The organism is Caulobacter sp. CCG-8 (assembly GCF_037402475.1).
Classification (GTDB): Bacteria; Pseudomonadota; Alphaproteobacteria; order Caulobacterales; family Caulobacteraceae; genus Caulobacter.
In genome coordinates this window covers 148,996-170,393 of sequence record NZ_JBBEUD010000012.1, presented here as the reverse complement: position 1 = coordinate 170,393, position 21,398 = coordinate 148,996, and the positions used below count along the sequence as shown (strand labels likewise).

Below are 21,398 nucleotides of genomic sequence, written 5' to 3'. Positions count from 1 at the left end.
ATGCGGCGAGGTGGAGCCATTATGCCGCGGCCGGGAAACCCTGCGGGGAATAAAGATTTAGCGCAGGGATATCAGCGGGTTGATCGCCGCAGCGACGGGGACACGCACTCACGGCAAGGCTTTTACCAGTCAATCAACGGCCGTGGTGTGAGTGCGTGTCCCCTCCTTCGGCCGCGGCGTCACAGGATTATACACCCAACTCAGCGGACGACTTGGGGGACACGCACTCACCCCAAGCGCCCTGCGAACCGGCCGCCGCTATGCCGTGAGTGCGCGTCCCCGGCTACCCCCCGAACCACCCCGCCAGCTTCTTCAGGCTCTCCTTCGAGCCCTCCTTGTTGTCCGCCGGCCGCAGCCCCGGCGGCAGGTTCTCCGACAGGAAGGTCACCCGGGTGCCGCCCTCAGCCGGTTCCAGCGAGACGGTGATGGTCATCTCGCCCTTCAGCGCCGGGTCGTCGGTGTCGAACAGCACCGCCCAGACCACCCGGCGGCCCGGCGTGACGGCCGCGAAGCGCACGCGCGTGCGGTCCTCGCGCTCGGCGGTCTTGCCGACGTGTCCGGTCTCGCCCTCGGGATAGTAGAGCGACATCTCGAACCCGCCGCCCACCCGGCCGTCGAAGGCGTGCATCCGGCCGGTCATGTCGCCGGGCGGCAGCCATCGGACCAGGATTTCGGGGTCCATCAGGGCGTCCCAGACGGCGTCGGGCGCGGCGGGGATCAGGCGGCTGGCGCGGGTGGTGGGTAGCGGCATGTGTCTTTCAATCCTTCCCTCCCCCTCGTGGGGAGGGGGACCAGCGAAGCTGGTGGGTGGGGCCTCCGGCGTCCAGGCCGATTGGCGCATCAAACCCCACCCGACCCTGGCTCCGCCAGGGCCACCCTCCCCACGAGGGGGAGGGAAAGGTCGTCAGGCGCCCTCGCCTTCCCTCGCCAGCCACCGCATCCGGTAGGCCATCATCGCCGTCTTCCCCAGGTGCGCCGTCAGCCGCCAGTTGACCACGGCCCCGACCGGGGCGCCGACCACGGGCAGCAGCTGGGCCAGCTTGGCCAGGTCGATGTGGTCGCGGTACTGCTGCTGGAACGACCGCCAGTCGAAGGCCTTCAGGTCGGTCGGATGCCCGCGGCTATCCCAGTCGTCCATGGCCTCCAGCACCTTCACGCGGTGCGGGGCGTCGGAGAAGGCCAGCTCGAAGATGTGCAGGATATAGAGCCGCTCGCTCAGCACGCTCCCGTCATGGCCGTAGAGGGCGGCGATCTCGAACAGCAGCTTCAGTTTGAAGCTCATCAGCAGCGGGAAATCGGCCGCCGCCAGCAGGAACCCGCCCGCCCCGGCCACCCCGCCCTCGGCCCCCGCGGCGGTCTTCCAGCCCTGGATGGCGGTCGCGACCTTGGCCTCGCGCTCGTCCAGCGTGGCGTCGCGCAACGGCGAGGCCGTGGCGAAGTCGGCTCCGGTCAGGATCGCCTTGGTCATCGCCTCCATGGCGGCGGTGATCGCGGCGTGGACCTTCTCGGGGATGATCGTGTTGATCTTCCGCTGCACGGCCCGCGAGGCGTTCCCCAACGGCCCGGCGGGCTTGGTGATGCGGGCGCGCCAGGTGGCGAGGTCGTTCAACTGCTCGATAACGCAACTCCTGGGCACCGTTAGTCGTGCATGCAAGCTGAGCATTAGATAGCTTAGCCATATCGAATCAAAGGACCTGGGCCCCTCGATGAGCTTCAATCTGGATCAGCCAGCCTATCAACGTTTACGGGTTGCGCATGCAGAGCGTCGACGTCCGCTAGCATTCTGGGTTGGCGCTGGGCTTAGTCAGCCGGCAGGCTTACCAGGTTGGAAGAAACTTCGAGATGAACTAGTTTCACAAGCGCTTGAAACGACACTTACGCTCCCGCCCGATCAGGCTCGGGAGAAAGAAGTTGATATTGAATTAGCTTCATCAAATACTAATTTTTGGGAAGCGTTTGAATCTCTCAAAAAAGTTATGGGTCGCGCAGAATATAAAGCGACCATGAGAAGTGTTTTGACGCCAGATTCTAGCGTCGGAATACCTGAAACCTATAAGGCCATCTGGGCTCTGCCCGGAGTCGGCGGTATGCTTACGTTGAACTTGGATGAATTCGCATCGAAGTCCCATAAAAGAGCAAGGCCTAACGAAGATCCGGTAACTTTTTTTGGGCGCGATGCGACTGAATATGCCCATGTGGTTGGAGCTCGAAGGACGTTCATCGCGAACCTTCATGGCGTCATGGATGCGGAGCGGTCTTGGGTTTTTACAAAGTCCGAAATTGGTGAATTAACTGGTCAAGGCGGATATCGGAACTTCATCAACTTCATATTCGCTAATATGACGGTTGTATTCTTGGGAATATCAGCCGAAGATTCTTCGGCCGGAGGGTTTCTTGAGAGGCTGACCGCTGAGGGCCTTGATCTTGGCGGGCACTATTGGATAACGCATCGAACTGATGCTGCTACCCACGCCTGGGCCGCGAATGCTGATATAAGCATTATTCGATACAATCCAGAAACCAATGCGTCTGGCGGGGAAGATCATTCCGCCCCCATACTGACTGCGCTCTCTGATTTGAGGTCGTTTGTTTCTAGAGACGAAAATGCATCGGCTCTCATTCCAAACGTTATTCAAGTTGAAAATCTTCCGTCCGTCAAAGAGTTGAGGATGCAGGAAGATGACGATCTGCGAAATATGTTATCTGGATATGCGCGAAAACTGCTCGAGGGAAATGGTGGAGATACGAATTCCGAAGAATATGTGGAATTTCTTAAAACATACTCCCCTTGCGTGCATCAGGCTTGGCACATAACTTCCGAAAAGCCGCACAACAAATTCTATCATTACGAGGTCGTGTCAAAAATTTCCAGCTCTCCTTTTTCCAATGTGTGGAAGATAAAGGGCGGCAATGGCCAGGTAATGGCTCTGAAAACATTGCGAATTGAGAATTTGCATTCTGGTCCGCAAATTGAAAGTTTTAGGCGCGGCGTAAAGTCGCTCGAATATTTGACTTCTGCTCAAGTTCCTGGAACGGCGAAACTCTTTGATGCCTACGAAATACCGAGTTCTGTCGTTATGGAATTTGTCGAAGGATCGACTTTGCATGACATTGTCCAAAATCCAAATTTTTCTTTCTGGGATGAGGGGTTATCGATACTCTTTAATGTTTGCGAACATTTAAGGTATAGTCACAACCTTCCGCAGGGCGTTCTGCATAGGGATGTTAGGCCGTCTAATATAATGGTTCCCAAATACTATTGGCAAGAAGATGATGCAGAGCAATCTGGATCTGGAAGGTTCGATGTTACCTTGTTGAATTATGATATGTCTTGGCATGCAAACGCGGCCGGGCAGACTATATCTGGAAATCTGGAAGAAGCCGGATATTACGCGCCGGAGCAGACTTCGTCCAAAAATTCGGAAGCTTCGAGATCGACGCTGGTCGATTCATTCGGTTGTGGAATGTGTGTGTTCTATGCATTTACTCGGCGACAGCCACCCACGGGGGGCAGCAAGTCGACTGATTGGCAACAGGAGCTAAGCACTAGATTTCGGGCGGATACACGCCTCCGTTGGCGGTCGGCACCTTCGAGGCTCAAGCGTACCATTGAGAAAGCGTGTGCACCCGATCCGAATGACAGGATGCCAATTGAACGCTTGAGTGCGGAGCTTAAGCTCCTCCAGCAAGCTACTGCTGGTGATTTTGAAGCGCTTCCCGCCGATTACTGGGCTGAGGAGCTGATAAGTCGCTCAGAGCAGGCGGATTATATCGAAAGCGAAAATGGTAGTGAGTTCCTTAGAACACCGCGCGCGGGGCGATCTATCAAGTTCCGCGGCGACCTTCGTTCGAAATCGGTTGTCTTGACGTTCCAAAACCAGGCCCTTCCGTCGACCAATAGATCGGGAATGGATCGGGTTTGGGCGGATAAATTGCTCCGAGCGCGCGAGATTTTGACTTCTTCTGGTTGGGAGATAGTCGACGGAACTCGTTACGGAAACATGGAAATACTGCTCACCGCCCGCATATCGGTCAGTGAGTTGAAAGGAAAATTTGAGAAAATCCTTGAATCTCTGAAGAAAGGACTCGATCAGGTTCGCATTGAATAGCGAGTCGATCATCCACACCTCCGCCTTCCTCATCCCCAGCCAACCACACCCCGCTCCCTCGCCCTCTCCCGCAACCCGGCCTATATCTCCGGACACCGAGTAACTACGTCCGGACGCCGCCTTGCCCCGTCAGTTCCGACTGCCGCTGACCGCCCCGCCCTGCTGGGACCGGGAGTCGTTCGCGTCGTCGCCGACCAATCTGGAGGCGCTGGAGGGGCTGGACGCCTGGCCGGCCTGGCCCGACGGGCGGATGGCCCTGGTGGGGCCGGCGGGCACGGGCAAGTCGCACCTGGCGCGCGACTGGGCGGCGCGGACCGGGGCCGTGACCATCGAGGCGGCCTCCACGGGCAACGCGCCGCTGGACCTGGCCGCCCTGCGCGGCCGGCCGCTGCTGGTCGAGGACGCCGACCGCCGGTCCGAGGGCGACCTGGTCGACGACGAGACCCTGTTCCACCTGATCAACATGGCCGGGGTCGACGGCGGCAGCCTGCTGCTGACCGGCCGCCTGGCCCCCGTGGCCTGGGAGGCGGCGGTGCCCGACCTGCGCTCGCGGCTGAACGCCCTGACCGTGGCCCGGGTCATGGAGCCCGACGACATCGTGCTGGAGGCCGTGCTGCGCCGTGCCTTCGAGGCGGCGGGCATCCGACCGACGGGCGACCTCTATCCCTACCTGATGGCCCGCCTGCCCCGCTCGGCGGCCGAGGTCCTGGCGGCGGTGGCGGCCCTGGACGAGGCGTCCATCGAGCAGGGACGCGAGGTGAACAAGGCGTTGGCCCTGTCGGTGCTGGATTTCGGCGGGGACGACGACGGCGAGGACTGAGAGGCACCGCGTCTTTCCTCATCGTCCCCAAATGGTTGTCATCCCGGCCGAAGCGAAGCGTAGAGCCGGGACCCAGGTGAACCGCACCGCCTTCGCCCAGTCTCCTGGGTCCCGGACAAGCGCTGCGCGCTTTCCGGGATGACAACCTTTGGGCGGGCGTGGAGGAACTTGGCCGAACGCAAACCTTTGGGAACTTCTTCCAGGCAAAGCTTGCGACGCCGCGCGCGTGAGGGGCGTTTGTCTTGCTCCTGTCACCACCGTCCTTCACTCTGTACGCGGTAAACGGAGTTCCCCATGCCCGACGACGCCACAGCCCTCGACCTGCCCGCCGCGCCCTCGCCGGCCGCGCCGGACCTGGCGGGCCTGCGGCTGGACGACGAGCTGCTGGCCGCGCCGGAGCGGTTCTTCAACCGCGAGACCTCGTGGCTGGCCTTCAACTGGCGGGTGCTGGAGGAGAGCGGCAATCCGCGCCACCCGCTGCTGGAGCGGCTGCGGTTCCTGTCGATCTCGGCCAACAACCTCGACGAATTCTACATGGTCCGCGTGGCCGGCCTGAAGGGCCAGGTGCGCGAGGGCGTGCGGGTGGTCAGCCAGGACGGGCTGACGCCGGGCGAGCAGCTGGCGCGGATCAACGCCTCGGCCGCGGAGCTGATGGCCGAGCAGCAGAAGATCTGGCGCGAGGTGCGGGCCGAGCTGTGGGGCGAGGGCCTGAAGCTGCTGGACGCCAAGGACATCGTCGGCGCCGACCGCGAGCGGGCCGAGGAGATCTTCCTGACCCGGATGTTCCCGGTGCTGACGCCCCTGGCGATCGATCCGGCCCACCCGTTCCCGTTCATCCCGAACCTGGGCTTCTGCCTGGCGCTGAAGCTGCGCCGCATCGCCGACGACAAGCACCTGTACGCCCTGGTGCCGGTGCCCAGCCAGGTGCAGCGGTTCTGGGAGCTGTCGCAGACCCCGGCCAAGAGCACGCGCAAGCGCGAGCGGCGGATCGTGGCGCTGGAAAGCTTCATCATCCTGTTCCTGGACCACCTGTTCCCCGGCTACGAGGTCGAGGGCCGCGGCCTGTTCCGCCTGATCCGCGACAGCGACCTGGAGATCGAGGAAGAGGCCGAGGATCTGGTGCGCGAGTTCGAGGCGCGGCTGAAGAAGCGTCGCCTGGGCCGCGTGGTGCGGGTCAAGATCCAGACCACCATGCCCGAGGACCTGCGCGCCTTCATCATCGAGGGTCTGCGCGCCCTGCCCGAGGACGTGGTGCTGGTCGACGGCAAGCTGGGCCTGGCCCAGATGGCCGAGCTGATCCCGCCCGACCGTCCGGACCTGAAGTTCAAGCCGTTCAACGCCCGCTTCCCCGAGCGCATCCGCGACCACGGCGGCGACTGCTTCGCGGCGATCCGCGAGAAGGACATCCTGGTCCACCACCCGTTCGAGAGCTTCGACGTGGTGGTCCAGTTCATCCGCCAGGCGGCGCGCGATCCCAACGTGCTGGCGATCAAGCAGACCCTGTACCGCACGTCCAAGGACAGCCCGATCGTGGCGGCCCTGATCGAGGCGGCCGACAACGGCAAGAACGTCACCGCCCTGGTCGAGATCAAGGCGCGCTTCGACGAGGAGAATAACCTCAAGTGGGCCCGCGACCTGGAGCGGGCCGGCGTGCACGTGGTGTTCGGCTTCGTCGACTGGAAGACCCACGCCAAGCTGTCGGTGGTGGTGCGGCGCGAGGGCGACAGCTCCTTGCGCACCTACTGCCACTTCGGCACCGGGAATTATCACCCCCAGACGGCCCGCGTTTATACGGATTTGTCGCTGTTCACCTGCGACCCGGCCCTGGGGCGCGACGGCGGCAAGCTGTTCAACTTCATCACCGGCTACGCCCAGCCCGGACGGCTGGAGAAGCTGAGCTTCTCGCCCGAGACGCTGAAGCCGGACCTGCTGACCATGATCGCGGCCGAGGCCCGCAACGCCCGCGAGGGCAAGCCGGCGGCGATCTGGGCCAAGATGAACGCCGTGGTCGACCCGCAGATCATCGACGCGCTCTATTCGGCCAGCCAGGACGGCGTGCAGATCGACCTGGTGGTGCGCGGCATCTGCTGCCTGCGGCCGGGCATCAAGGGGCTGTCGGAGAACATCCGGGTCAAGTCGATCGTCGGCCGGTTCCTGGAGCACGCCCGCATCGTGGCCTTCGCCAACGGCGGGGCCATGCCCAGCCCGCAGACCCGGGTCTTCATCAGCTCGGCCGACTGGATGCCGCGCAACCTGGACCGCCGGGTCGAGAGCCTGGTGCCGGTCGAGAACCCCACCGTGCACCAGCAGGTGCTGAACCAGATCATGGTCGCCAACCTCAACGACGAGGCCCAGAGCTGGAACCTCGACCCGGAAGGCCATTACGCCCGCGACCCGGCCTGGGACCGCAAGGGCGCCTTCTCAGCGCACGAATACTTCATGACCAATCCCAGCCTGTCGGGCCGGGGCCACAAGGTGAAGGACCTGCCGCAGGCGTTCGACCACGTGGGTCCGCGCAAGCGGGGATGAGGCGGTCTCTCATAGCCGTCCTGGCGGCCTTTGGTCTCACCGCCTGCGGACCGCGTCCGGCCGAGCAGGCCGACATCTGCGCGATCTTCGCCCTGCCCGCCGCGCCCGGCGACGCTCAGGCCGGCGACGCCGCCGACCTGGCCTGGGCCAAGGTCCACGAGCGGGCGCTGTTCAAGTCCGGTGTGATCTACCGCTCCGGCTGGAAGGTCATGGAGCACGGCCGCCCGTGGGGCCGCTGTCCGGCCAAAGGACCAGGTCGCCCCAAGCCGATCGAGCACCTGCTGGTCAGCCCCGACGCGACCTACGCCATGACCAAGGGCGGGCGCCGCGAGCACGGCCGGCCCGTCAGCTTCGGCGCCTGCTATTACGAGAAGGGCCCGTCGGGCTGGCGCGTGCGGGCCTGCCGCAAGACCCTGAACGAGCCCCTGCCGCTGGTCACGGCGCATCCGCTGTCCTAGAGGAGGCGGCGCACGCGACGGTCGACAGCTTTTTCCGTGCGGCGCCTTCCCCTCCCCGCCCAATGCGCTAAACCACCCCCATGCCTTTTGCGGCGCCGCGCGACGCGGCCGTTATCGATATCGGCTCCAACTCGGTCCGCCTGGTGGTGTACCGGCTGGAAGGCCGCGCCATCTGGACCGTCTTCAACGAGAAGGTCCTGGCGGGACTGGGCCGTGACCTGGGCGACGGCGGCAAGCTGAACCCCGAGGGCGTGGCCCAGACCCTGGCGGCGCTCAAGCGCTTCCGCGCCGTGCTGGAGGCCGTCAAGCCGGCCGAGACCTTCATCGCCGCCACCGCCGCCGTGCGCGAGGCCAAGGACGGCGCGGCCTTCGTCAAGCAGATCCTGGCCGAGACCGGTTTCTCCACCCGCGTGCTGTCGGGCGAGGAAGAGGCCCGCTACGCCGCCCTGGGCGTGCTGGCCGGCGCGCCGGACGCCACCGGCGTGGTCGGCGACCTGGGCGGCGCCAGCCTGGAGCTGATCCGCCTGGAGGCCACCGGCGCGGGCCTGGGCGTCACCCTGCCCCTGGGCCCGTTCAGCCTGGGCGTTTCGGACGGCTTCGACCTGGAGAAGGTGCGCCGCCTGTGCGCCCAGCGCCTGGCCCCGGTGGCCGAGGCGTTCAAGACCGACGTCTTCCACGCCGTGGGCGGCGCCTGGCGCAACCTGGCCCTGCTGCACATGCGCCTGACGGGCTATCCGCTGCACGTCGTCCACCAGTACAGCATCGGCCGCGCCGAGGCCCTGGAGGCGGCCCGCCTGGTCGCCCACCAGTCGAAGAGCTCGCTGGAGCGCATCGAGGGCATGAGCCGCAAGCGCTCGGAGACCCTGCCCTACGCCGCCGTGGTGCTGGAGCAGCTGATCGAGAGCCTGGACCTCAAGCGCATCGAGATCTCGGCCTACGGCGTGCGCGAGGGCCTGCTGTTCGAGGCCATGCCGCCCGGCGTGCGCCGGCTGGATCCGCTGATCGAGGGCTGCGCGTCGCTGGGGGCTCGACAAGGCGTCGCCGACGAACTGGGCGCGGCGCTCGACACATGGCTGACGCCGGCCCTGGACCAGCTGCCGCCCTGTTTCGGCGAGCGCGACGCGGTCCTGGTCTCGGCGGCCTGCCGCCTGGCCGACCTGGGCGCGCGCCTGCACCCGGACCATCGCGCCGACCTGGTGTTCGAGCAGGTGCTGCGCGCCCCGATCGCCGGCCAGACCCACGCCGAACGCGCCTTCCTGGCCGCCGCGGCCTTCGCGCGCCACGCCACGGCCTTCACGCCGCCGGAGGTGGACGTGCTGGAGCGCCTGCTCACGCCGGCCCGGCTGAAGCGGGCCCGGGCCGTGGGCGCGGCCATCCGCCTGGGCTGCGACCTGTCCGGCCGAAGCGCGCCCCTGCTGGCCCGCTCGCGCCTGTCCATCGACAAGGGCGACCTGCTGCTGACCGCCGAGCCGGGCTACGCCGACCTGCTTCTGGGGGAGCAGACCGCCAAAAGAGCGGGCGCCCTGGCCGCGCTGCTGGGCCTGAAACTCAAGATCACCGCGCTCTAGCCGGCCAGCCTGGCCACGCGCATAGGCTGTACCGGCTGGCCGGCCACGGCCCGCTCTACGTCCGCGCGCGTTGGGCTATCGACAAACGATAACTTGTCGGATGTTTCTATCGTGACACGATAAGTCTCGATTATGTGACAAAAGAACCACGTTACATTTCATTAATGCAATGATTGTTGACCGTGCGTCTCGTTGATCTGTAGCCGTTCTAAAGCCGGGGTCAGAAAAGCTGAGTCGGTGACTCGTTCGCGCCTCCAACGGCGTGGTCACTACATTGGGGATGTATCTTGACAACTAAACTCTTGCGTGAGCGCCTGCTTGCGTCGTCGATGATCTGCGGCGTCGCCGCCGGCCTGTTCGCCGCGAGCTCGGCGACCGCCCAGACCGCCGCTCCGGCCGCCGACCAGACCGAGGTCGAAGAGATCGTCGTCACCGGTTCGCTGTTCCGTCGCACGGACACCGAAACCCCCTCGCCCGTCACCGTGCTGACCTCGGAGAACCTGCAGCGCGCCGGCCTCACGACCGCGACCGACGCGATCCGCTCGGTCTCGGCCGACGGCGCCGGTTCGATCGGCACCGGCTTCCAGAGCGGCTTCAGCGCCGGCGGCTCGGCCGTCTCGCTGCGCGGCCTGGGCGTGTCCTCGACCCTGGTCCTGATCGACGGCCTGCGTTCGACCAACTTCCCGATCAACGACGACGGCCACAACGCCTATGTCGACCTCAACAGCATCCCGTTCAGCCTGATCGACCGCGTCGAAGTGCTGAAGGACGGCGCGTCGTCGACCTACGGCGCCGACGCCATCGGCGGCGTGGTCAACCTGATCCTCAAGCCGCAGTTCCAAGGCATTGCCGGCAGCGCGGAAGTCGGTGAATCCGACCGCGGCGACGCCGAGCACAAGCGCTTCGACCTGACGCTGGGCTATGGCGACTATTCGGCCAGCGGCTTCAACGTCTACATCAACGGCGAATTCCAGACGGACGGCCGCGTGGCCAGCCACGACCGGGGTTTCCCCTACAACACCCAGGACCTGACCTCGATCGGCGGCCTGGACAACAACCGCGGCGATGACTCGATCAACACCGCCAGCCCGAACGCCGTGGTGGTCCGCACCACCCAGAGCAACCTGAACAACCCGCTCTCGGGCGGCGTCCTGGCGTTCCCGGACGGCACCTATGTCGACTCTTCGGGCGCGACCCAGCCGTACAGCAACTACACCTCGCTGAACACGAACTGCGCCAACGGCAGCTACACCGTCACCAGCGGCGGCGCGCGCGGCACGGGCTGCAAGTACAACCTGGTCGACCAGTACAACCAGATCGCGCCCAAGCAGAAGCGCTACGCGGTCAACGGCCGCATCAGCAAGCGCTTTAGCGATCACGTCGAGGGCTACGTCACCGGCAGCTACTCGTACGACTTCGTCAGCATCATCAACCAGCCGCGCGCCATCCGGAACACGCAGCCCTTCGGCGGCGCCGCCGCCCTGGCCTCGAACAACCCGGGCATCGTGCTGCCGGTGTGGATCTGCACCTCGGGCGCCAACTGCGCCGACCCGACCGCGGCCGGCCGTCGCCTGAACCCGAACAACCCCTACGCCGCCGCTTTCGCCAACGACCCGGCCAACGGCGCGGCGCGGATCTACTACCTGTTCGGCGACCTGCCGGCCGGCAGCGACCGCACCAACGAAGTGTACCGCGGCACCGCGGGCCTGAAGGGCGACATCGACGGCGACTGGAACTGGCGCGTTGAAGCGGTCGGGGCCAAGGACAACCTGAGCATCGACCAGTTCGGCTTCCTGAACATCGCGAACCTGATGAACGCGATCAACACGGGCGCCTACAACTTCGTGAACCCGTCGCAGAACACCGCGGCGGTCCGCAACTTCATCTCGCCGACCATCACCACCCCGTCGCACTCGTCGATGGTGTCGCTGGACGCCTCGGTCACCAAGCGCCTGTGGGCCCTGCCTGGCGGCGACATGCAGCTGGCCGTCGGCGCCCAGGTCCGCAAGGAAAAGCTGGTCAACAACAACCAGAACGAAAAGCTGGACACCTACACCCTGACCACCTCGTCGGCCTTCGGCGAGCACACGGTGTCGGCCGCCTACGCCGAACTGCTGGCGCCGGTGCTCGACAACCTGGAAGTCAACCTGGGCGGCCGTTACGACCACTATTCGGAAGGCTTCAGCCACTTCTCGCCGAAGATCGGCGTGAAATACACGCCGGTGAAGCAGGTGGCGTTCCGCGGCACCTATTCGGAAGGCTTCCGCGCGCCGACCTTCGCTGAATCCGGTCCGCGCAGCCAGTACGCCGGCTTCTCGACCTACGCCCCGCCGAACTCGTTCCAGAACGCCCACGGCGGCCTGGTCTCGGCCGGCAACACCAACCCCTACGCCCAGCAGTACAATCTGGGCGGCGGCTACGTGGGCAATCCGGACCTGAAGCCGGAAACCTCGCGCAGCTACACCGTCGGCATGATCGCCGAGCCCTTCCCGTGGCTCAGCATGACGGTCGACTACTACAACGTGAAGAAGTCGGACCTGATCGTCGCCGGCCCGCTGATGGCCGACGCGCGCGCGGCCTACTACTCCAAGACCAACGTCACCGACGCCTGCGCGGCCGTCGCGGCGGTGGGCGCGGGCTATTCGTGCAACCTGGTCGACGCCATCGACCCGCTGTACCCGACCGCCCTGCCCCGCGTGCTGATCATCAACGCCCCGTTCGTCAACGCGAACTACTCGCTGACCTCGGGCGTCGACTTCTCGGCCACGGCCAAGGTGAACCTGCCCTATGACGGCAAGTTCACCAGCCGGATCGAGGTGACGCACGTGCTCCAGTACGACCTGCACACCAGCAAGGGCGTGCAGAAGTACGCGGGCACCCTGGGTCCGTACCAGCTGTCGTCGGGCAACGGCACGCCCGACTGGCGCGGCAACTGGCAGAACTCGGTCGAGTTCGGCCGCTACACCGTGTCGGCCACCACCTATTGGGTCGGCAAGATCGCCGAAGTGGCCCAGGACCAACGGGCCGGCACCGACTGCGCGACCAACAACCTGTACTCGCCGGGCAACGCCACGATCGGGAACAAGTTCTGCTACATCAAGCGCTTCGTGAACGTCGACCTGAACGCCTCCGCGCGCGTGAAGGAAGGCTTCACGGTGTACGGCAACGTCGGCAACCTGTTCGACGCCCGCGCGCCGGTGGCTCCGGCCGCCTACGCCAGCGCGCCGAACTTCCTGACGACCTTCCACTATCCGGGTCTGGTCGGCCGGACGTTCAAGGTGGGCGTCCGCTTCGAGTACTAGGCTCGAAGCCATCGCCTGAAGGGGGCCGGTTCCGAAAGGAGCCGGCCCTTTCTTTTTGCCCCTTCGCCCCGGCTCCGTCGGGTCCGCGACACGCCGCCGCACCGAACCGCGGTCGATGAGCACGGTTTGTTATCCACAGGCGTCGCAAGCTCCACCTCAGAAACGGGGAGCGCATCCATGCAGAAGCAGCGGATTTTCGAAGTCGAACGTCTCGAGGACCCTAGCCTGGCCTTTCCGCCGCCGCGGGTGCGGCCCGCGCCGCGACTGGCCGACGACAGCGACGTGTCCGTGATCGGACCGGCCCACCGCCTGCAGGACGACCTGGCCCACGCCTTCGCCGCCGATGCCCGCTGGTCGGTCAAGCGCACGGTGATCGTCGGCCTGGTCTTCCACGTTGCGGTCCTGGGCTCGCTGGCCCTGGCGGCCGGCGGCCTCCTTCCGCAGATCGTGCGTTAACCCTCCGGAACGCCGGCGGCGGAACAGCGTTACGCAAGCGCGCAACCTTTACTGTTTGAACACGCGCGCATGCAATCTGGGGCCATGGGCAGGGGGATAGACATCTTGGACGGCATGCCGGCGGGACGTCGCGCGGTGCGCAGCCTGCTGGTCCTGGGGGCGATCGTCGTGACGATCGTCGTCCTGGGCGGCTGCGCCCTGCTGGCCTTCGCCGCCGTGTCCGTCGACCGCCTGCAGGCGCGCGAGGAGCATGTCGTCGTCCGGCAGACCCTGGAGCGGTCGCTGCTGCGCCTGGACAGCGACGTGGCCGCCGCCGCGGTCTGGGACCAGGCCTTCGAGACCATCCGCCCGGGCGTCGATCCCACGTGGATGGATTCCGAGATGGGCTCCTACTACGCCAACAACCGCGGCGACGACCTGTCGATCGTGCTGGATTCCACGAACCGGCCCTTCTACGCCTGGGTGGACCAGGGCCGGGCGGCGCCGGAAAGCCAGGCGGGGCTGGTCGCCGCGGTCGCGCCCCTGATCGCCGAGGTCCGCCGCCAGGAGAAGGCCGCGGCCAAGCGCTCTCGCCCCACCGATCCCACGGTCGCGACGATCGCCGAGACCGCCCACGGCGTCGTCCGGGCGGACGGCCGTGTGTATCTGGTCGCCCTTTCGACGGTCACGCCGGAAAAGGCCGCGCGGCCTCGGGCCGACACGCCCGCGATGATCGTGATCTGCGCCCAGCGGGCCGATCGCCATCTGCTGCCCGCCCTGGCCCAGGAGATGCGCATCCGCCGTCCCGGTCTGGTTGGCGCCCAGCCGGCGCGGGGCGCGGCCATCGCCCTGACCGGTCCGAGCGGCGAGCCGCTGGGCTGGCTGACCTGGTCGCCCAAGCAGCCCGGCCTCGACGCGGTCCGCGAAGCCGCGCCCCTGGTCCTGCCCGGCGTCCTGCTGCTGGTGGCGGCCGGCGCCGCCCTGGCGCTGCGGGTCCGCCGCGTCCTGCGCGAGCTGGACGCCTCGGAGGTCGGCGAGAAGAAGGCCCTGGCCGAGGTGGTCGAGGCCCGCGACCGGGCCCAGGCCGCCAACCTCGCCAAGTCGCAGTTCCTGGCCAATATGAGCCACGAGATCCGCACGCCCCTGAACGGGGTGCTGGGCATGGCCCAGGTGATGGAGCAGAGCGGCTTGGGCTCGCCGCACCGCGAGCACCTGAAGATCATCCGCGACAGCGGCGAGACCCTGCTGGCCATCCTCAACGACGTGCTGGACCTGTCGAAGATCGAGTCCGGCCGTTTCGAGCTGGACGACCACGTGTTCGACCTGCGCCAGACGGTCGCCGCCGCCTGCCGGCCCTTCGCCCTGCTGGCCGACCAGAAGGACGTGGCCTTCGTCACCGAGATCGCGCCCGACGCCCAGGGGACCTGGTGCGGCGACAGCGTGCGGCTGCGCCAGGTGCTGTCGAACCTGGCGTCCAACGCCGTGAAGTTCACCCCTGAGGGCCGGATCCGGCTCTCGGTCGAGGCGACGCCCGAGGGGCTGACCTTCACCCTGGCCGACACCGGCATCGGCATCGCGCCCGAGCGCATCGCCGCCCTGTTCGAGAAGTTCGTCCAGGCCGACAGCTCGACCACCCGACGGTTCGGCGGCACGGGCCTGGGCCTGGCCATCTCGCGCGAGCTGGTCGAGCGCATGGGCGGGACCCTGCGAATGGACAGCGCCCCGGGCAAGGGCTCGACCTTCGTCTTCCGCCTGCCGTTCGTGCGCGCCGACGCCGACGACTGCCTGCCCTCCGCCCAGGCCGACGGCGACATCCGGTCCCTGCGCATCCTGGCGGCCGAGGACAACGCCACCAACCAGTTCATCCTGCGCGCCCTGCTCGAGCCGGCGGGCGTGGACCTGCACACCGTGGCCAACGGCCGCGAGGCCGTGGACGCCTTCCACGCCGACGACTTCGACCTGATCCTGATGGACGTGCAGATGCCGGTGATGAACGGCATCGAGGCCACGCGGGCCATCCGCGAGCGCGAGAGCGCCCACAGCCTGTCGCCGACCCCGATCCTGGCCCTGTCGGCCAATGTCATGAACCACCAGGTGGCGGAATACGCCCAGGCCGGCATGGACGGCGTGGTCGCCAAGCCCGTCGACGCCGGCAAGCTGATCGAGGCGATCACCGCGGCGATGGAACGCGGGGCGGTCTAAGGAAAGACACCGCTCATCCCGGCATTCGCCGGGATGAGCGGATTGATTGTTACGCTTTCGGAGTCGCCCGGCGGACCTCGACCACCCGCACGCGCGTGCCGTCCAGCACCAGGGCCAGCTCGCCGCGCTTGATCTTCAGGGCGTCCGAACCGAAGGCCTCCAGGCGCCAGCCCTGCAGGGCGGGCGTGTCGGCCTCGTCGTTGGCGGCGATCTTCTCCAGGTCCGAGACCGTGGCGATCAGCTTGGACGCCACGCCGGCTTCCTCGGCGCGGGCCTTCAGCAGCACCTTCAGCAGCTCGACCACGGCGCCGGCCGAGGCGGGCGGCGGCGGGCCGGACTTCTCCAGCACCGGGGCGTAGCCCTCCGGATCGGCCAGGGCGGTCTTGATCGCGGCCAGCAGGTCGGGACCGAACTTGGAGCCGCCGAAGCCCTTGGGCACGCTGCGCAGGGTGTTCAAGCCCTCCAGCGAGGTCGGGGCCTGGGTGGCCAGCTCGTCGATGGCCTCGTCCTTCAGGATGCGGCCGCGCGGCTGGTCGCGGGTCTGGGCGGTGCGCTCGCGCCAGGCGGCCACGGCCTTGAACACCGCCAGGTACTTGGCGGCGGTCTTGCGCGGACGCAGGCGACGCCAGGCCTTCTCGGGATCGACGTCGTAGGCGGCCGGATCGTTGAGCGCCTTCATCTCCTCTTCCACCCAGGCCAGGCGGCCGGCCTTTTCCAGGCGGTCGCGCAGGATGGGGAACAGGGTCGCCAAGTGGGTCACGTCGGCGATGGCGTAGGTCAGCTGGTTCTCGCTCAGCGGACGGCGGGCCCAGTCGGTGAAGCGGCTGGACTTGTCCAGCTCGACCTTCAGCATCTGACGGACCAGGGCGTCGTAGGCGATCTGCTCACCGAACCCGGCGGCCATGCCGGCCACCTGGGTGTCGAACAGCGGCGTGGGCATGGCGTTGAGGTTGTTGAAGATCTCGACGTCCTGACGGGCGGCGTGGAAGACCTTCAGGATCGAGGGATCGCGCAGCACGTCGAGCAGCGGCGTCAGGTCGATGCCGTCAGCCAACGGATCGATACAGGCCTCGGTGTCCGGCGATGCCACCTGGATAAGGCACAGCTTGGGCCAGTAGGTGGTCTCGCGCATGAACTCGGTGTCCACGGCGATGAAGGGCTGTCCCTTCAGCTCATTACAGAACGCCGCCAGCTCAGCGGTAGTGGTGATCGTCGTCATCGGCTGCTAATAGCCTCGCGCACCCCCGAGTCTGCAAGCTAAAGCATGAGTTGGGCGTCAACTTTTCCTTGTCTAAACGGTCCCTTGGGCCGTTTTCGAGCCAGAGCGAACGCATGAGCGACCCCCAGAACGGCCTCACCTACGCCCAGGCCGGCGTCGATATCGATGCGGGCAACGCCCTGGTCGAGGCGATCAAGCCCCTGGCCAAGGCCACCCGGCGCCCCGGCGCGGAGGCCGGACTGGGCGGTTTCGGCGCCCTGTTCGACCTCAAGGCCGCCGGCTACGAGGACCCGCTGCTGGTCTCCACCACCGACGGCGTCGGCACCAAGCTGCGCATCGCCATCGACACCGGCATGCACGCCACGGTCGGCATCGACCTGGTGGCCATGTGCGTCAACGACCTCTTGGCCCAGGGCGCCGAGCCGCTGCTGTTCCTCGACTACTTCGCCACGGGCAAGCTGGACGTGGCCACCGCCACCAGCGTGGTCGCCGGCATCGCCGAGGGCTGCAAGCTGGCCGGCTCGGCCCTGGTGGGCGGCGAGACCGCCGAGATGCCGGGCATGTATTCCGACGGCGAGTACGACCTGGCCGGCTTCTCGGTCGGGGCCGTAGAGCGCGACGGCGTGCTGCCCAAGCTGGACAAGCAGCGGGCCGGCGACCTGGTGATCGGCATCGGCTCGTCGGGTCCGCATTCCAACGGCTATTCGCTGGTGCGCCGCGTGGTCGAGCGCTCGGGCCTGGCCTGGGACGCCCCGGCCCCGTTCGCGGAAGGCAAGACGCTGGCCGAGGCCCTGATGGCCCCGACCCGCATCTATGTGAAGTCGATCCTGCCGCTCCTTCAGTCGGGACGCGTGAAAGGCGGCGCCCACATCACCGGCGGCGGCCTGATTGAGAACCCGCCGCGCTGCATCGCCGAGGGCCTGAAGGCCGAGTTCGACTGGAACGCCTGGCCCCTGCCCCCGGTCTTCGACTGGCTGCAGCGCGAGGGGGGCATCAGCGACCACGAACTGCGCCGCACCTTCAACTGCGGCGTCGGCTTCATCCTGGTGGTCGCCGCCTCGGACGCGGAACCCGTGCTGGCCGCCTTGCTGAACGCGGGCGAGGACGCCTTCATCTGCGGGCAGCTGGTCCAGGCCTAGCGTCATGAAGACCAAGGTCGCCGTCCTGATCTCGGGCCGGGGCTCCAACATGGAGGCCCTGGTCCGGGCCGCCCAGGACCCCGCCTGCCCGTTCGAGATCGCCCTGGTGCTCTCCAACAAGCCGGAAGCCGGCGGCCTGGTCACCGCCGCCGCCGCCGGGATCGAGGCCCTGGCCGTCGACCAGCGCGACTTCGGCAAGGACCGCGAGGCCCACGAGCGCGCCATCGACGCGGCCCTGCGCGAACGCGAGATCCAGGTCGTGGCCCTGGCCGGCTACATGCGCATCCTGACGCCGTTCCTGGTCGAGGCCTGGGAAGGCCGGATGCTGAACATCCACCCCTCCCTCCTGCCCGCCTATCCGGGCCTGGACACCCACGGCCGGGCCCTGGCGGCTGGCGAGGTCGAGGCCGGCTGCACGGTCCACCTGGTCACCGCCGGCGTCGACGAAGGCCCGGTCCTGGGCCAGGCCCGCGTGCCGATCCTGCCCGGCGACACCGAGCATATGCTGAGCGATCGTGTGCTGGAGCAGGAGCACCAGCTTTATCCGGCCACCCTGGCCGAGTTCGTCCGCGGGCTCTGACGCCCCGACTTGCACCAGGGCGAACTTTCGCCCCATGGGACGCCGGGAAAAGCAGCGTGGGCTGCGTCCCGCGGCGGCGCCCCGCGGCAAGCCGAGACGTCGGCGCTTCCCACAATTGACGCAAAGCCTGTTGCGGATCCTCCTGTCGGGGCTCTCGCGGGAGAGATCGGGCCCGGCCCGGCGCTGAAGGCGAAACCACCCCGGAAACGCTCAAGCAGAAGGACCGCGACGGCCTCGAAACGCTGGAAAGCAGGGCGTGTCTGCGTGCGCCCTCGCCGAAGGAGCAAGGCGATCCCCGTCCATGGGGTGGTCGCTGAATCTCTCAGGCGCCAAGGACAGCGGGGGTGCGGAAGGCGGGCCATGGCGGTCCGCCACGACACCTCTTGGCTGCCGATGACCTGAAACCCAGTCCTTGCGATCTCGTTCAGAAAGCTTCGTTCGACCGTCACACGAAGGCCTATGCGGTTTTCGTGAGATACCCATTTGATCTATAAATACTCGACATTTTCAATGTTTATAATTTATACATCAATGCGCATCCTCTGAACTTAAGTATATTTTGTCGTCGAAAGCAGCTTTTCTGAATTTACCGCGATAAACCAACCGTCGAGCTTGTCCCTAGTCAAAAATGATTGGGGATAGTCATGACGAACACGCGCCTTTCGCCGGCCTCGGGCCGGTTCCGAGCCCTGCTGCTCGCCGCTTCGATCCTGGGGGGCGCGACGCCCGCCCTGGCCCAGGAGACCGACAAGGCCTCGACCGTCGATGAACTGGTCGTCACCGGGGCCCGCGTTTCCGAAGCCAGCGTCGCCATCGGCACCGACCACGCCACGGCCACGGTGTCGATCACCCGCGAGGCGCTGCTGTCGGCCCCGGCCGGCATCACCGGCCTGAAGATGCTGGAGAGCCTGCCGGGCTTCAACGTCCAGGCCAACGACGCCCTGGGCATGTACGAGTTCGGCAATTCGGTCTCGGTGCGGGCCTTCAACTTCCAGCAGATCGGCTTCCTGCTCGACAACATCCCGATGGGCCGCAGCGACCAGTTCGGCGGCAGCCCGATCTATCGCTATGTCGACAACGAGAACCTGCTGCGCGTCACCGCCTCGGCCGGGGCCGGCGACGTCTCCCTGCCCAGCTACGCCTCGCTGGGCCCGATCGTCGACTACTTCACCCAGAAGCCGTCCGAGACCGCCGGCGGTTCGCTCAGCCAGACCCTGGGCAGCGACAGCCTGCGCCGCACCTTCCTGCGCCTGGAGACCGGCGAGCACGCCGGCTTCTCGGCCTATGTCTCGGGCTCGATCATCAAGGGCGACCTGTGGCGCGGCCCGGGCACGATCGATCGCAAGCACTACGAGGGCAAGATCAACTACGCCCTGCCCAACGGCGGGAACATCAGCTTCCAGACCGTGCACAACGACTATTTCGACTACGATAGCCCGTCGATCACCAAGGCCCAGTACGCCGGCACGGCGGGCGACGTGTTCGGCCGCAAGGGACGCAGCTTCGCCTATCTGGGCAATGTGCCGCTCTCGACGCCGTTCGGCACGGCGGCCACGGATTCCAGCCTGCCCCAGACCACGGCCGGGGTGCCCTACTCCAACGCCAACTACGCCCAGTACTACAAGTTCGCGGTCAACAGCCGGCAGGACCACCTCTACGGCCTGACCCTGAACACGCCGATCACCGACGCGATCGACGTCACCGCCACGGGCTATTACGAGGACAAGGAAGGCTACGGCGTCTCGCCCGAGGCCTACGCCACCTCGCTGGCCAGCTACAACGCCGAGCGGCTGATCGTGGCCGGCCTGACCGCGCCCAAGGGCCTGCAGTACGGCCTTTCGGGCATCGACGGCACCCGCAAGGGCGTGACCGGCAAGGTCGCCTGGCGCGCCGGCTTCAACAAGTTCGAGGCGGGCGTCTGGCTCGAGGACGACGACTATCACCGCACCCAGGCGCGCTACAACGTGCAGGACGGCAACCCGGACGGCGCGCCGCTGTTCAACGAGCCCGTCCACCTGCAGCGCAACTACGTCTCGACCCGCGAGACCACCCAGCTGTTCCTGAAGGACACGCTGAGCCTGGTCGACGACAAGCTGAAGGTCGAGCTGGGCTTCAAGGCCACCGACATCGACTACAAGATCACCGGCTATCGCAATCCGGGCGACTACATCGCCCAGCGCAAGCCGACCCTGACGGCCAAATGGAAGGACGATTTCCTGCCGCAGGTGGGCTTCGTCTACGACATCAACAGCCGCGACCAGATCTTCTCGTCCTATTCGGAGAACATGGCCCTGCCCCGCGGCGCCGACGACGTGTTCTCGGCCGCCAGCCCGACGGTGGTCGCGCCCAAGCCGGAGACCTCCAAGAACCTGGAACTGGGCTATCGCGCCAACCGCCAGACCTTCAACGCCTCGGTCGTGGCCTACAAGACGGAGTTCAAGAACCGCCTGCAGCAGTTCAACACCGAGGTGCCGGGCGGCGGCGGCACGATCGAGAGCTTCTACCAGAACGTCGGCGCGGTCGAAGCGCAGGGCGTGGAGTTCAGCGGCCAATGGAAGCCGGCGCTGCTGGACGGCAAGATCTTCTTCAACGCCAACGTCTCGTACAACAAGTCGGAGTTCCAGGACGACGTCCCGGGCTACCGCGCCAGCGCCACGGCCGCGCCGATCACCCTGCTGACCAAGGGCAAGTCGGTGCCCGACTTCCCCGAATGGCTGTTCCAGGGCGGGGTGACGGTCCAGCCGACCGACGGCGTGGTGTTCAACCTCTCGGCCCGCCACATCGACGACCGCTTCACCAACTTCGTCAACAACGAGACCACCGGCGGCTACACGATCTGGAACGCCTATCTGGACCTCGGCGACGGCTTCGGGGCCGGGCCGTTCGAGCAGGTCAAGGCGCGGGTCAATGTCGATAACATCTTCGACAAGGACTATCTGGGCACGATCAGCACCACGGTGAACACCCCGGCCAGCTTCCGGCCCGGCTCGCACCGCACGATCCAGTTCACCCTCTCCGCCGACTTCTAGGTCCACGC

At 66.4% G+C, this 21,398-nt stretch carries 14 protein-coding genes and 1 riboswitch; of the genes, 11 read left to right on the top strand and 3 right to left on the bottom strand.

Going from position 1 to position 21,398, the window contains the following annotated elements:
- Window positions 1–283 precede the first annotated feature (283 nt).
- Window positions 284–751 carry an SRPBCC domain-containing protein gene (locus tag WAE60_RS13775; protein ID WP_337687077.1) on the bottom strand — a complete coding sequence of 156 codons (468 nt, stop codon included), beginning with the start codon at window positions 749–751 and terminating at the stop codon, window positions 284–286.
- A gap of 153 nt (window positions 752–904) precedes the next feature.
- On the bottom strand, window positions 905–1,663 hold the full coding sequence (locus tag WAE60_RS13770; protein WP_337687076.1) for an EcsC family protein: 759 nt from the start codon (window positions 1,661–1,663) through the stop codon (window positions 905–907).
- A gap of 43 nt (window positions 1,664–1,706) precedes the next feature.
- Between WAE60_RS13770 and WAE60_RS13765 the strand changes: the two genes are divergently transcribed.
- The 8 genes from WAE60_RS13765 (at window position 1,707) to WAE60_RS13730 (ending at window position 15,423) form a co-directional block, all read left to right on the top strand.
- Window positions 1,707–4,109 (top strand): SIR2 family protein, encoded by a 2,403-nt coding sequence (locus WAE60_RS13765; protein WP_337687074.1) that lies wholly within the window; start codon window positions 1,707–1,709, stop codon window positions 4,107–4,109.
- A gap of 121 nt (window positions 4,110–4,230) precedes the next feature.
- Window positions 4,231–4,929, top strand: a complete 699-nt coding sequence (locus WAE60_RS13760; protein ID WP_337687072.1) for a chromosomal replication initiator DnaA — start codon at window positions 4,231–4,233, stop codon at window positions 4,927–4,929.
- Between the two features lie 294 nt (window positions 4,930–5,223).
- The gene (locus WAE60_RS13755; RefSeq protein ID WP_029914555.1) at window positions 5,224–7,458 is read left to right on the top strand and encodes an RNA degradosome polyphosphate kinase; all 2,235 of its coding nucleotides are present in this window, start codon (window positions 5,224–5,226) and stop codon (window positions 7,456–7,458) included.
- Window positions 7,455–7,916, top strand: a complete 462-nt coding sequence (locus tag WAE60_RS13750) for a hypothetical protein (RefSeq protein WP_337687069.1) — start codon at window positions 7,455–7,457, stop codon at window positions 7,914–7,916. The genes WAE60_RS13755 and WAE60_RS13750 overlap by 4 nt, the downstream gene beginning before the upstream one ends.
- An 80-nt stretch (window positions 7,917–7,996) precedes the next feature.
- A complete protein-coding gene (locus WAE60_RS13745) occupies window positions 7,997–9,484 on the top strand; it encodes a Ppx/GppA phosphatase family protein (RefSeq protein WP_029914557.1) in 1,488 nt (495 codons plus the stop codon).
- 287 nt (window positions 9,485–9,771) lie between these two features.
- On the top strand, window positions 9,772–12,786 hold the full coding sequence (locus tag WAE60_RS13740; protein WP_231499497.1) for a TonB-dependent receptor: 3,015 nt from the start codon (window positions 9,772–9,774) through the stop codon (window positions 12,784–12,786).
- Between the two features lie 177 nt (window positions 12,787–12,963).
- Complete coding sequence (locus tag WAE60_RS13735) at window positions 12,964–13,242, top strand: hypothetical protein (protein ID WP_337687066.1); 279 nt, start codon at window positions 12,964–12,966, stop codon at window positions 13,240–13,242.
- Between the two features lie 114 nt (window positions 13,243–13,356).
- Entirely contained in the window at window positions 13,357–15,423 is a 2,067-nt protein-coding gene (locus WAE60_RS13730) for an ATP-binding protein (RefSeq protein ID WP_337687084.1), read from the top strand.
- Between the two features lie 49 nt (window positions 15,424–15,472).
- Here the strand turns inward: WAE60_RS13730 and rnd are convergent, their stop codons facing one another.
- Window positions 15,473–16,642: a ribonuclease D gene (gene rnd / locus WAE60_RS13725; protein ID WP_029914562.1), complete on the bottom strand. Its 1,170-nt coding sequence runs from the start codon at window positions 16,640–16,642 to the stop codon at window positions 15,473–15,475.
- 113 nt (window positions 16,643–16,755) lie between these two features.
- Here rnd and purM point away from each other — a divergent pair, with 113 nt between their 5' ends.
- From purM to WAE60_RS13710, 3 genes are all read left to right on the top strand, one after another.
- Window positions 16,756–17,781, top strand: coding sequence for a phosphoribosylformylglycinamidine cyclo-ligase (purM, locus tag WAE60_RS13720; RefSeq protein WP_029914564.1), 1,026 nt, complete (start codon window positions 16,756–16,758; stop codon window positions 17,779–17,781).
- 4 nt (window positions 17,782–17,785) lie between these two features.
- Entirely contained in the window at window positions 17,786–18,361 is a 576-nt protein-coding gene (purN, locus tag WAE60_RS13715; RefSeq protein WP_337687065.1) for a phosphoribosylglycinamide formyltransferase, read from the top strand.
- 232 nt (window positions 18,362–18,593) lie between these two features.
- Window positions 18,594–18,710, top strand: a riboswitch (glycine riboswitch).
- A gap of 283 nt (window positions 18,711–18,993) precedes the next feature.
- Entirely contained in the window at window positions 18,994–21,390 is a 2,397-nt protein-coding gene (locus tag WAE60_RS13710) for a TonB-dependent receptor (protein ID WP_337687064.1), read from the top strand.
- The last annotated feature ends 8 nt before the right edge of the window (window positions 21,391–21,398 follow it).